General features: G+C 65.9%; 9 protein-coding genes. 3 read left to right on the forward strand and 6 right to left on the reverse strand.

Annotated elements, in window-relative coordinates:
* The first annotated feature begins 227 nt into the window (after positions 1-227).
* From ACIRA5_RS47650 to ACIRA5_RS47660, 3 genes are all read left to right on the forward strand, one after another.
* Complete coding sequence (locus ACIRA5_RS47650; protein WP_403703119.1) at positions 228-821, forward strand: DNA-binding protein; 594 nt, start codon at positions 228-230, stop codon at positions 819-821.
* A gap of 230 nt (positions 822-1,051) precedes the next feature.
* Entirely contained in the window at positions 1,052-1,978 is a 927-nt protein-coding gene (locus ACIRA5_RS47655) for a hypothetical protein (protein WP_403703122.1), read from the forward strand.
* Between the two features lie 42 nt (positions 1,979-2,020).
* Entirely contained in the window at positions 2,021-2,590 is a 570-nt protein-coding gene (locus ACIRA5_RS47660) for a hypothetical protein (RefSeq protein WP_403703125.1), read from the forward strand.
* Between the two features lie 72 nt (positions 2,591-2,662).
* Here the strand turns inward: ACIRA5_RS47660 and ACIRA5_RS47665 are convergent, their stop codons facing one another.
* From ACIRA5_RS47665 to ACIRA5_RS47690, 6 genes are all read right to left on the reverse strand, one after another.
* Positions 2,663-3,142 carry a hypothetical protein gene (locus ACIRA5_RS47665; protein WP_403703127.1) on the reverse strand — a complete coding sequence of 160 codons (480 nt, stop codon included), beginning with the start codon at positions 3,140-3,142 and terminating at the stop codon, positions 2,663-2,665.
* Positions 3,143-3,193: 51 nt separating this feature from the next.
* Positions 3,194-6,574 carry a hypothetical protein gene (locus tag ACIRA5_RS47670; RefSeq protein ID WP_403703130.1) on the reverse strand — a complete coding sequence of 1,127 codons (3,381 nt, stop codon included), beginning with the start codon at positions 6,572-6,574 and terminating at the stop codon, positions 3,194-3,196.
* A gap of 44 nt (positions 6,575-6,618) precedes the next feature.
* Positions 6,619-8,904 carry a hypothetical protein gene (locus ACIRA5_RS47675; RefSeq protein ID WP_403703133.1) on the reverse strand — a complete coding sequence of 762 codons (2,286 nt, stop codon included), beginning with the start codon at positions 8,902-8,904 and terminating at the stop codon, positions 6,619-6,621.
* A 55-nt stretch (positions 8,905-8,959) separates the two neighbouring features.
* The gene (locus ACIRA5_RS47680) at positions 8,960-9,859 is read right to left on the reverse strand and encodes a hypothetical protein (protein WP_403703136.1); all 900 of its coding nucleotides are present in this window, start codon (positions 9,857-9,859) and stop codon (positions 8,960-8,962) included.
* A 221-nt stretch (positions 9,860-10,080) separates the two neighbouring features.
* The gene (locus ACIRA5_RS47685) at positions 10,081-10,398 is read right to left on the reverse strand and encodes a hypothetical protein (RefSeq protein ID WP_403703139.1); all 318 of its coding nucleotides are present in this window, start codon (positions 10,396-10,398) and stop codon (positions 10,081-10,083) included.
* 242 nt (positions 10,399-10,640) lie between these two features.
* Entirely contained in the window at positions 10,641-13,013 is a 2,373-nt protein-coding gene (locus tag ACIRA5_RS47690; RefSeq protein WP_403703142.1) for a DNA topoisomerase, read from the reverse strand.
* Positions 13,014-13,252: the final 239 nt, after the last annotated feature.

Here is a 13,252-nt window from a genome sequence, read left to right on the forward strand (position 1 = left end):
CTCCGACGCGATGAGCGCCACTGCACGGGGCATGCGCAGTCCTGGCTGCGACGACAAGGGTGACCTGAACTTCTTCCCCAAGGTGCGCCTCTTCTGGCGCCCACCCTCAGCCCGAAAGGGGGTGGATGGTACCTCTCTCGGGATCCGTCACGGGCCTGCGTGACGACGGCCGAGAGCTATGGGGCAACCCACCCGGGGGTCGCGCCGAGCGTGCCTATGATCGGTACATGCCGTCGTCCCTTCCCACGTCCCTTGCTGTGTCCGACGCCATCACTCACTACCGTCAGCTGCGCGAGCTGACTGTCGACGAGTTGGCCTATGTGCTCCGGATGCTCGATCACCCGATCTCGGCCGACGCCCTCGCGGAGATGGAGCGATGCGCTCGTCCTGTGACCGTCGACGACCTCGTCGCGATCGCCTACGTGCTCGACACGACCCCCGCGGTGCTGCTGTCGCACATTCCCATCGACATGCCGGAACCCGAAGGGCCCCTCGCCACCGGGCTCCCGAGCGACGTCGACCAGACCGAACTCCGTGCCTGGCTCGAGGGGAAGACCACGCTCGACCGCGAGTCGCGGGTGGGCTGGTGGAAAGAGCGGGTCGCCCGCCTCAGGGTCCGGTCGGCGCACCACGAGGAACAGCTGCAGGGCGCGTACGCGGAGCTGCGCGAGCTCGGCGACCTGGCGCTCCAGGAAGCAGACGCCCCGCCCGTGCAGCATCTTCAGTGGCGCATCCAGGACGGCGAGCACGCGCTCAACCAGTCCGAAGTCGCACTGGCGCTGACTGAGCATCGACTCGACAACCTCCGAGAAGACGTCTGACAGACCGAGTCCTGGCCAGTCAAAGTCACCTATCCATAGGCGACTTTGACTGGCTTTCTGTCGTTAGGTGGTACATCCGGTACATCAATCTGCAATACTGATAGTGCGCTTGCGAATGCCTTCGCAAGTGCTGATGTGTGAGAAGAAAGCCCGGACGTCGGTCAAGTGGTCCTCGAGGGGCCAGCTTCGGCTCCCGGGCGTGGTCGGGAGCCGGGTCTCGGGGATGCAGTGTGGAACTGCAGAGCCGAGACGCTGGTCCCTGTGAAGAGGGCACCACCTGGACACGCAGGACTGAACGAGGGAAAGCGGGGGCGATCATGACTGAGGATCAGCCTCGGTTACCCGAGCAGCCGACACAGGGCCATGCAACAGCATTACAGGCCGTGCCGCCGCGACCGCAGGGTACACCCGTTGTCACGGCCGAGCAGTGGGCCGCCGGGTTCCAGCAGACGCATCACCGCGAGCCGACGATGTCCGAGTATCAGACCGCTGTTCATGCCGGACTGATCGCCCCCGAGCGCCGGCCCCGTGATCGGTCGATGCAGCAGATGGCCGACGGAGCCAAGCAGGTCGTCAACGGTGCCCGGGACTTCTTCAACACCAAGGTCGCGCCGGCCGTTGAGAACTCTGGAGCCAAGGAGTTCCTCAGCAACCGCGTTGCCCCCGCCGCGCAGAGCGCCACGCGCTCGATGCAGCAGAGCACCTCGCGTCCGGGACTGGCCAAGCTGAGGGGGATGGCCACCTTCATCCTTCCCGCCGCGGCGTTCCTGGCGATCATCTCGCTGTTCATGCCGGTCGCTTCAGCCATGGGCTCCTCGGTCAACTACTTCAGCGACGAGGACGGCTTCCTGCTCTTCATCATGCTCGTGGCCATCGCTGCCTCTGCCGTGGCAGTCATCCGCAAGGCGAACTGGTCCCGCATCACCGCCGGAGTCGTCGGCATCGTCGCCGGCCTGATCGGCATGATCGACGGCTTCGGGACCATGGGCTCCGTCAGCGGCACCGACGGCGTGTCCGTCGGGGGCGGGCTGGTACTTCTGTCCCTGCTGTCGGTCGTGATGCTGGCTGCGGCCATCCTCATGCTGCTGCCGCCGCGTCAGGCCTCCGCGGTTCCGCCGATGCCGAGCATGCCGCCGGTCCAACCTCCGCAGAGCTGAACCAAACCGACTGTCCAGGAACGCGAATGAAGGAAGAACACCATGAACTTCACCAGGACCGCACGTGCGACGCGGACCAGGATCACCGTGTCCGCCGCGGCCCTGGCTGCGGGTGCTCTCATGCTCACCGCCTGCAGCGGGAGCAGCGATGCTGCTTCCTCGCAGAGCCCCAGCAGCAGCCAGGCCTCCAGCTTCGACGGTGCCTACATCTCCATCACCGACGGGGCGCGCGGCGGCATCGCCGCCATCAACGGCCACAAGATCACGTACATCAACGTCACCGCTGGCGATCAGCAGTGCCAGCTGACCACGAAGGCCCTCGACGACATCAAGCACGGCTCGATCGTCAAGGACGGCAAGACCGACAAGGGTCAGTACCAGGTTCTCTCGGCCGGCACGATCAACGACAGCCGGACCAGTGTGCTCTGGGACGACGTCAACGGTTCCGACCAGACAGGCACTGACCCGGGATCCGGCTCGATCTCGATGTCGGACAGCATGATCACGCTCGGGTACACCTTCGCCTATTCGATCGACCAGGTCCAGCTCATCCCCGCCGACAGCGACCAGGCGAAGGCCTTGATGGCCAAGGACTGCGGCAAGCACAGCTGATTGCCGCACCACCCACGCAGCACAGAACCCCGTGGACATCACGTCCACGGGGTTCTGTCTTTCCTCTGACACCTACTCCTGGAGCTGCTGCGCCCGGTACTCCTCAATCGTCTGCGGTGGCCGGCCGTACTTCGGCGCGTGCTGCTCGACGAAATCCAGCTCAGCCCACGCTGCTGGCTGCCGGATCCTCGACCGGGCCACCACGACGAACACGATCGCACTGATGGCGATGTTGAGCAGACACCACCCGGCCAGCAGCGCTGTCAGCACCACATGCAGACCGTCCTCGATCGCCATGATGGCCAGAACGACCAAGCCTGCGCTGTTGACCAAGAGGCTGGCCACGTGCCCCTCGAACGTGCCGGACATGCGCGCCAGAGTCCGCGGCTCGTCGCGATGCCGCACAGCGCGCATCATCTCGCCGACGAACACCACGGTGGCCACGGCCGCCGTGATGTTCAATGCCAATTCGCGGACCCCGGTGATCCACCATCGCGCCGAGCGCCACCAGCCGGGCGGGAACTCGCCGTGAAGCCTCGATCCGAGCCTCATGCTCTTCCCCCTTCTCCTCCTGCCGTGCGTCAGCCCTCCACGCTCGCCCGATCAGTCCTGCGGCTCCTCGCGCCGGCCCCGGCGAGGACCACCGGCCGGCCGCTGCTGCGGCTCCGGAGTCTCCACGCTCTGAGGGGCCGGATCGGCAACCTGGCGCGGACGGGGACGGGGAACCGGAGCCTGCCGCGGCGAAGGAGCCGGTGCAGGGGGCGACGTTCGCGGTGCCTGAGCCCGCGGGGCGGGCGTCTGGCGCGGTGTCGGCGTCGACGCCTGGATGGAACCCGGCTGACGGGCAGCCTGCGTCCGAGCCGGAGTCCGCGCACCAGGCGCAGCCGGAGTCTGACCCGAAACCGGAGCGGCCACGGGACGAGGAGCCGACGTTCCGGCTCCCAGCTGCCTCGGAGCCGGGGTGTCCTGGGCGGAGCGCGTCGGACGCGTGCTCGGCGCGGTCGGCTGCCCGGAAGCAGGAACGGGAACGAGACCAGGAGTAGCGCCGCCGCTGAAGCGCTGCGGTGCAGCCTGCTGATTCCCGCCCGAGGAGCTCTGCTGGCCCGGGGCACCCGTGCCGAACTGCGTCGGGCCCGTCTGGCCGGGGACAGCCTCTCCGCTGGTCGGGACAGAACCAGCGCCGACGGCGCTGCTCTTCCTCTGAGCGCCACCGCGAGAGCTCGGCGGCTCCGTGTACGAGGCCAGGACCTCGCCGGGGATGACCTTGTTGCCGTCCGAGGTGTACCCGAGGTTGGACAGGCCGCCCTGGTTGCTCAGGTTCTGTGCCGTCTGCTTGTCCGAGTGCGAGCTGCCCGCTCCGCCAGTGGTCAGCTGCAGCGGACCGCCCTTGTCGTCGGGACTGTCGCCCTGGTCAGACGCGCCCAGAGCACCAGCCGGACCGCTGCCGCCCGGCAGAGCCTTGGCGTCGGCACCGCCACCACCACCGGAGCCACCGCCACCAGGACCACCGTCCAGCGCCGGGCTGCTCGGATCGCCTGGACCACCCTCGCCGCCGCCCTCCAAGGCCAGCGCCTGCTCGCCAGCAGTCAGAGCCGTGGCGTCGCCGTTCGTGCCGCCGGCGTTCGTCGACTCGGTCTTGCCCGCCGGCTCGCCCGTGCTCGGAGACGCCGGGCCGCTGGTCTTGCTGTTGAACCCGTTGGCGAGCTTGTTGCCCAGGGCCATACCCGCGCCTGCCCCTACACCCGAGGCCAGAGCAGGCATCAGCCCGCCCTTGTCCGGCTTCGGCACTGTGTTGGTCTCCAGGAACTTGTCCACGAGCTTGGTGACCACCTCGTCCATCGCCTGCAGCACCGTCTTGCGGACCCGCAGCAGACCGAAGGTGACGCCCGTGATCAGCAGCGAGGAGACCAGCGTGAGGATCACCACGATGATCCCGCCGAGCGCGGCGCTGCCCCACAGTCCGCCCGGGCTCATGAAGCTCGACACGGGCCCGGCCATGATGTCCGGGACCGAGATCAGGAACTCCGAGACGAACTGGTAGATGAACAGCGTGACGAGGACCTCCAGGATCAGCGCCATGGAATAGACGATCACCTTGGCGATCGCGGCCATCGCGCCCAGCGTCGCGAACGGCACGGCTGCTACGAGGCCGAAAATCCGCTTGACCGAGCCGACCAGCATGCCGATGGCGTACCAGAAGCCGAGCAGGACGATGGAACCCAGGACCGTGGCGGCGTTGGACCAGTACATGAACTTCGCCGGCCCCGTGCCCACCTGGCTGACGGCCATGTGGTTCTCGCGGGTGAAGCCGGACGTGGCGTTGTTCGAGCTGTACATGTTCAGCGAGCTGGGGCTGAACCCGGTGTTGAGGTAGTTGTACGCCGCCAGAGGAGACAGGTTGCACGAGGAGGGCGTCTTGCCCACCGTGAAGCCGCAGTTGCTCTTCGTCCCGGTCGTCGTGAAGACCGTCGAGTCCTTGCCGGGACGAGAGGAGGTCAGGCCCGTGCCGTCGGTCGAGATCACCGGGTGATCCACCGGCTTCGGCCCCTTCTCCTCACCGAACTGCTCCACGTCGCCGTAGCTGTTCTTGTCGACGAACCAGCTCTTCTTGACATCCGCGCTCTCGTCCAACTGCGTGATCGAGCTCTTGATCCCCGACTCGAAGTCGGAGGCTGCGATCTCGTTGCTCGCGATGTACTTGCCGATGATCCCGAAGGTCGAGAACACCGCCTTGAAGTCGTCCGACGCACCGGTGCCGACGGAGACCGTGCCGTCCTTCCAGGCCGACTCGGCGTCGTTGGCCTTCGTGCCGACGCTGATGCCGTTGAACGTCGCTCCGTGGGACTGCTTGTTGATCGCCAGCGCGCTCGTGCGCACCGACATCATCGCGTCAGAGCTGGCCTGGTCGCCGTTCCAGGAGACAGTGGCCTGGTCCGGGATTCCGAGGCGGTCGTTCATCATCCACGCCTCGAAGTCGACGTAGGTGCTCAGCACGACGCGCGTCGGACCGGCATGCTGGCCGAGAACCGAGTTGTCGAACTTGTCGAGCACGCTGGTGTACATCGACCCGATGAGCGGCAGGCCGACGCCGATGAAGACGACACGCACGATGAGCTTCTTGATCGCCGAGCCGCGGTCCATCTTCTTGAACATGACCAGGCCGATGAGCAGGAAGCCGATGAAGATCGGCACCAGCGCCTGCCACGAGATGTCGACGAGCAGGCCGTACCAGCCGCTGATCCAGTGCTGGAGGCCCGAAAGCGCGCCACCTCCGGTATCACCTTCCGTCATCCCGTCGGCGAAGGTCGGATTGACCGCCCTGACCGCCTGGTAGAACCACATGAAGGGGTTGATGAGCTTCAGGAACTGGAGGATGACGTAGAACAGCGTGCCGACCGCCAGCGCCAGGGCGTAGAGGACCCAGATGACGGAGCCTCCGATCACGCTCACGATCTGTCCGCCGATGCCCGAGGACATCGTGTCCAGGCCAAGGTCGTTGTTGGCCGCCCCGAAGTGCGCGTAGTCGAGCATGCCTGAGTACTTCGCGTTGCCCTTGTCGTCTTTCGCTGCCAGGGTCTCGTACGTGACGGTCTGCGAGGACCCTGAGACCTCGGCGAAGAACCAGCCCACGATGTTGCCCAGGCTGAAGTCCGGGTCGGCGTAGCCGAGCATGGAACCGCCCGAAGCAGGACTGCTCGTGACCGGCTTCCAGTTCTCGTGCATGCCCTTGTCGTTCGACGGCGAGTTCTTCTCGCTGAAGTACGAGCTCGCGTTCGAAGCCAGCTGGTAGAGGCTGTAGTTGTCGCGCTCCTTCTGGTCGTCCGCGGACGCCGGCGAAGAGGTCGCCATCATGAGGACCGGCACGAACAGCGCGGCCAGGAGCACGAGGGCGAGCCCGCGCGCGAGCCTGCCCTGGCGGGCTCCGCCACCGCCGGGGCAGGCCCAGACACGCATCCGAGCCACCGCCGTGATCGTCCCGTTCATCGTCTCTCCCCTGCTCCTCGCCTTCGTATCAGTGCTGATCCCGCTCATGCCTTGACCAGCTTCTTCGGCTTTGGTTTCCTCGCTGGCCGCCTTGCGCCGTCCTCGGGCTGCTGCAGGCTCTTCTTGCCGTCGCGGCGCTTGCCCCCGTCGTTCTGGCCCGCGTCAGGCTCGTCGCCGCCCTCGCTGTGCTTCCGGATGCTGGTGAGGTTCACGCCCGGTGCCGGCTTGTCGTGCATGATCGCGTCCATCCGGGCCGCCTCTTCGGCCCTGGCCGCCTCCAGGCGGACCTGCCTGCGCTGGGCCTCGCGGTAGGGGTTGATCCCCAGTGCCAGGTCCAGGTGGAAGACCACGTTGGAGACGCCCCGGCGCAGATACGTGAGGTTCTCACCCTTGGTCGTGATGAGCTGGGCGAGATCCGGCGGAATCCGCTGGTGCAGCTGCTTCTGGTACTCCGCCACCGTGCCGTCGCGCATCGGGCCGAAGAGCGTGTAGTCCGCGGCGTCGAACTTGTTGAAGTCGCTGTCGGCCAGCATCTTGTCGACGTCGTTGTAGCTGTAGACCACCCGGCCGCCGCGCTCGTACATATGGTCGAACTGATCCTTGATGTACTCCTTCACCCGGTCGTCGATGTGCTCGGTGCCGTGGATGATCACCGTGTCGCCGAGCCCCAGCTTGCCGACGGCGAAGCCGACGATGTTCACCAGCTGCGCCATCGCCACGCCCTTGCCGCGGCGCATGAGCCGCGAGAAGTCGTAGACCACGCGCCGCGCATCCCGGACCCCGTCCACGGCCGAGGCCGTGTGGTTGTTGAACAGGTCGCCGTTGGTGCTCAGCATCGCGTTGGCGATGCCCCTGAGCACGTTGTAGGCGCGCAGCTGGTCCGGGTCGGTCTTGCTGGAGTTCAGCAGTGCCTTGTGCGCGGTCGCCACGTAGGAGACGAACATCTGAAGACGCGGCACCTGGGTGTGCGGGATGTTCACCACGCGCAGGCGATGACGCTGCTCCTTGGCGTTGTGCCGCCACATGCCCTGCTCGATGTAGAAGTCGGTCGCGGTGTCTTCGAGGGCGCTGCGGATGATCGAGCCGATCGCTCCGTCGCTGGTCTCGTAGAGCTGCTCGAACATCAGCTTGAGCTTCTCCATCTGGGCGGAGAAGACCGTCAGCTCGTCCTCCTCCTCGCCGAACATCTCGAACATGTTCACGTCGCCCTGATTCAGGTCCACGCGCGAGGTGAGCCGCTCGAACTTCGGGCCGAGCTTGTCGAGGTTCGCTCCGTCGAGGATGAGGTGGACGACCTGGCCGTTGCTCAGCAGCGCCGCCTGCGAGATCTTCGAGCACCACATGTTGGCCACCCGCTGGCGGTCCAGGTACTCGCTGAGCGTGGCGTCGGCGACGATCGCGTGGTGGTCATAGGCGTTGACGTCCATGAGCACGGCGCTGTTGTTGACGTCGCCGACCATGTAGCCGACGTACTCGCCGCCCTTGTCGTTCAGGCCGTTGGTCACCAGCGAGTACGAGCCAGCCAGCTCGGTCGAGGTGAAGTGGAAGCCCTTGCCCTTCTTCTTCTCGTTGTTCTTCCACAGGCCCGAGAGCTCCTGGCGCTGCTCGCCGGCGTAGGGCGCAGCCTTCAGCGTGCCGAATCGGTCGATGTAAAGACGCGTGACCCGGTCGATCGTGTCGTCCAGGGTCGCCAGATCGGGAGCCTTGAGGAAGAGCCGGTTGTGCACCGAGAGGTAGCTCGCACCGTCCTGGATCTCACCGATCGTAATCCCGAGGTCACCGGAGATCTTCGCGGCCCTGCGCCTGGAGGAGGCCGTGCCCGTCTCCTCCTGCTCGTTCGCATCCAGCCGGTCCAGCTTCTCCGACTGCTTGGTGTACGAGTCGATCCACTTCTCATCCATCCGCTTGACCTGCTCAAGCACGACGGCGGTGACCCGCTCGTCCAGGCCGTCCGGGATCCGGTCGATACCCCAGAAAGCGGCGAAGTTCTCGTGTGCGGCGTCGTCGTGGAAGTACGCCAGGATGCAGACGACCGAGCCGTCGACCTCGAAGTAGTCGGAGCGGAAGAGGTACTTCTCCTTCGGCTTCAGCGCGAGCAGGTGAGGGTAGGCGTCGAACGTGCCCTGGAGGTGCTTCACCTCCCGGCGGCGCTGCCACCAGTTCTTCTTCGGCTCAGCGGCCTCATCGGCTGCGATGTCCGCCGCGTCCTGCACGCCCTCAGCCTGAGCAGCACCGTCCGCGCGCGGATCATCGACCACAAGCTCCGCGGTCTCATTCGTCTCGGCAGGCTTCTTTCCCGGAATGCCGAGCTGTGCCCGGACTTTCGTCATCAGCGCCATGGTGTCCTTCGTTCGTTCCTCGTCGTGGTGGCCGGCCTGGCGCTGGTCAGTTCAGCGACGCCTTGAGATCGAGCAGTTCGTCGTCGATGCCCTGGTAGAAGACCCGGAGCATCGGCAGAGCCTCCTCGCGGTCGAGCACCGTGGCTTCCTTGATCATCAGAGTCGAGCCACCGACCTCGGCCTGGAGGACCTGGTGCCCCTTGCGCAGTGCGTCGGCGTTCTTGCCCTTGAGCAGCAGGTACTGGTGGATCGAGGTGAACTTCCCGCCCACGTGCTGCGTGAGAATGTCGTACTGCTCGTTCTGCAGCTCGATCAGATCGGGATCGCGGACCTGCAGGGCCTGGTTGCGCCGTTCCAGGTTCGCCACCTGGTGGTAGACCCGCTGCGGCTCCTTCGTCGTGATGAAGCTGTGCTCGCAGGCCGTCTCGACCTTGCGCCAGAAGGAGTCGACCCGATCGAGGATCCCGACCCGGTCCTCGTCGAAGAGCAGGTAGCTAGCCGAGCCGACGACCAGGTAGACCCGACCTTCGCCGCCGTCGGAGAAGCGGATCAGCCCGTCCTCGTCGATCCCGTCGATGCCGACGATCGAGTAGAAGTCCGTGGGGTTCGAGCTGCGGCGCGCAAAGACGTGACGGGCCTTCGGCGGCACGTAAGCCAGGAAGGCCGGCACCCGCATGATGCGCAGCTCCTTCGTCTTCATCAGCCCGCCGAAGTAGGCGATCGCCGCCAGTCCCCAGAGGACGAAGAACGTGATGGCCACTGGTCCCGAGCTCGCGACGAACGTCGACGTGCTGAGCCACAGCAGAACAAGGAAACCACCGCCGAAGAAGAGGAGCTGCTTGATGGGGGAGGGCTTGGCCGCCCAACCCCCCTTGCTCAGGGTGATCTCGTGGTCGAGGAAACTTCGCGAGAGCGATGAAGGCACCTTGTAGGACAGCTTCGCCATGAATCCTCATCTCCTCCCGCGACCCAATGGTCACCGACTGGCCTATCCGAATAACCACATACATGAGGTGTGTAGATAGCATCATATCTTAGATAGGTCATTTGAATCGAGAATGAAAGTGGTTTGAATGGTGACGCCCGATGGCTCCGACTAGCGGGTCCGAGTCATCGGGTGTCGTCTGAGCGGCTGACAGATCAGTCGCGCCGCGGGGGCAGAGGCGCTCAGCCGATCGCTACCGCCTCGAAGCGCGGAACGTCGTCGCCCAGGTCGAGCACGACCAGCGCATCGGCTGAGTCGTCCCGGTCGAAGATCTCCTGACGGACCGGCATTCCGTCGAGCACTGCCTGCTCCGAGTGCCGGAAGTGGTAGTGCCCGGGGACGCACAGCGTCTCGTTGGCTGGATCGAGCACCAAGAACACCCGCGCGGTGTGCACCCGCTGCGCCTCGCTCGCGTACGCCAAGTCGTCGGGGTGCCAGCCGTGGCTGTCGCCGAGCCGCTGGATCAACCCCTGGACCGCCAGCGCCTCGTGGGCGAGCACCACATCAGGGCCTGCCCCGGCGTCCAGAAGACCCGCTGCCCCACCACGTCAGGCTCGGCATCCGCACGCACCGGTCGATACTCGCGGCCCCTGCCAGGCGGCCGGCGGAGTGCTGGCCGGCGCGCACGAGACTGAAGCGGGGGAGGAGCGCCAGATACGATCCTGTCGTCGCTGTCGTGAAAAGGCTGCAGCGGGCCCCGAGATCCGGGGCCCGCTGTTGCTCGTCAGTGCTCGGTCGGGCGTCAGCCAAACGACAGCACGATCTTCTTCTTGCCGCCCTCCTCTCGCCAGGCCACGGCAGCATCGAACGTCTTTCCACGGCTCGAGACGAACCCCTTGCCCTGGATCGTCTTGCCCGCCGCCAGGTCATCACGCTCCTGCTGCGTGAACACGTGCTGGCACCAGGACCGCGGCGGCGCGTCGCCGGAGCCGAAGTCGGGAACGATCTTCTTGGCCTTCGCGTCCCAACTGACCTTGCAGCCGAAGGTCTTACCGGTCCTGGAGCTCACGAAGTCGTCGATCTCCAGCGTCTGACCCGCCAGGAGCCCAGCGACCTCCGCCGGAGTAAACGTCCGGCCGGACCACTTCGTCGGCTTGTCCGGCACCTCCAGCTGGAACCCGACGAACTTGCGGCCCTTGAAGTCGCCGACGCCGAGCGCACCGGTGGCCGTGAAGGGCTTGTCCGCCTTCGAAGCCTCGAAAGAGATCGTCTCGCCCGCGAGGAGCTTCGCCACCTCGTCATCGCTGAACTCGTGGCCCGACCAGATCTTCTTGAAGGCGACTTTCTTCGGCCCGCCCGGAGCGGCCTGCCACACGCCCTCGGCGCGGGCGGCGACCACCTGCTCCTTCAGGCCCAACTCGGCGCGCATGGACGCGGCGTTCTTCGTCATCGTGGCGATGTCCTCGCGCACCCAGCCGGCGACGACGGCCAGGCGCTCCTCGGCCGTCGCCGTCCCGGCGGCGATGTCGCGCATGTCGGCGTAGACCTTCTCGGTGAGCCCGAGATTGCCGATGCGCGTGCCCGGCAGGAGCCGCCAGCTCATCTCGCCGGCCTGCGCGAGCCTGAGCTTCCGGCCCTTCTCCGTCAGCAGCGGGTACTTCGCCTTGTCGTTGGTGACCTCCGAGTACGTCGAGGTGCGGGTCGCGCCCGTGCCCACGTCGTGCTTCTCCAGCTGCTTCATCAGCCACTTCATCGTCGGATGCTCGGGGCGCTTGTTCGCGCCCTCGAAGACGAACGGCTCCGCGGTCTGGCCCAGGCCCTTGCCGGACTCGTTCTCGTCGCTTTCGGCCGTGTCGTCGCTGGCGTCCGGATCGAATACGGCCCGCCAGCCGGGGCTCTTGGGCACGTTGGCGATGCCGACGAAGTCCGGGTACTTCTCCAAGTGGCCCTTCTGCTGCTCGTAGAGGTAGTCCTCGGCGAGCATGGCCAGGTAGTTCTTCGCGAGCATCTCGTAGATGAGCCGTCCGGCCTTGCCGTACTTGTGCTCGACCTCGTCCAGCGAGGAGGGCACCTTCGGTCCCGGACGGTTCGCGCCGTGCGCGCCCTGGGGCTTCACGTGTGTGGACCGGGGCTGGCGGTGCGTCAGAAGCCCAGCGTCGACGCCGACCACGGCGGCGATCCTGTCGACCAGCGGGGCGAGGTCCTTGAACTGCTCGGGCGTGATCGTCTTGTCCTCCGTGCGCGGGTACGAGACGACCTGGTCCTCGTACATCTTCTGGTAGGTCGAGAGCGTCAGGTTCGCCTTCACGCCCTTGCCGACGAGCATCGAGGACAGGGACGCCAGGTCGAGCAGCTTCGGCGGCGCGGTCTTCTTGCCCGCCTTGCTGTCCAGGACGACAGGGGAGGGGCCGTACTGCTGCGGCACCTGGCCCTTCTGGTCGAACCGCGGCTCATCAGGGTTCGTGTACATGACGTCGTTCTCGTCGCGGAAACGGTTCTGGAAGTACGGCTTCTTGACGTACGCGTCATAAGCCTTCTGCTGGTCGCCGACGAGAGAGACCATCGCCGACTTCAGCCGGCCCTGGCGCAGCACTAGGTCCTGACCGGACTGGCGGGCGAGAACAGAGGCGATACGGGTGAACTGCATCGAGAGGAAGTCCCACTGCGAGCGGTACATCGCCTTGCGGTAATCACCCTCGTCCTGCATGGACTTCACCGGCCGGCGCTGCTCGAAGGCCTTCTGGATCGAGACCTTCGACTCGTCGGTGAACTCCATGCGGCTGAACCGCTTGCCGTGGAAGCCGAGTTCGTCGATCGCCTCCCAGAAGAGCAGGTCGCCCTCGCCGGACGGATCCAGGTCCGTGGCGATGACGATCTCGTCGCCGCGGCCGAGCGCCGCACGCAGAGTCTTGATGACGTCCGCAACGTTCTTCTGCGGCTCGCGCTTCCACGAAAGATCCTGCGGGTTCCACGGCAGATTGCCCAGGTCCCACTTCTGATAGCCGTCCGCGAGCGAGGGGTCCACCATCGCGTGGGGCTGGGCGAACTCGTAGAGATGACCCCTCAAGGTCGCCACCTCGTAGGCCGTGCCCTTGTAGCTGCCCTTCGTCCCGCCGAGGGCACTGGCCATGTTCCTCGCTGCGCTCGGCTTCTCTGCGACCACGATCGCGACCATGTCGACTCCTTCTCGCCGTTGACTCTGAAACGAGTAAGAGCCTACTCGAAAAGGGCGATTGAATGATGATTAAAAAGGATCTGAAAGGGATCGGGATGGTGCGGGAGTCATGTAAACAAGCCCGACGCCGGCACGCTGTTCGAGCAATCGCCGCTCGTGAGAAAAAGGAGACCCCGAGAAGCTGTGCTTCTCGGGGCCGTCACCTGTCGAGCGCTGTCACCACCCAGTCGGCAATGCCG

Source organism: Streptomyces sp. NPDC096311 (assembly GCF_044763085.1).
Lineage (GTDB): Bacteria > Actinomycetota > Actinomycetes > Streptomycetales > Streptomycetaceae > Streptomyces.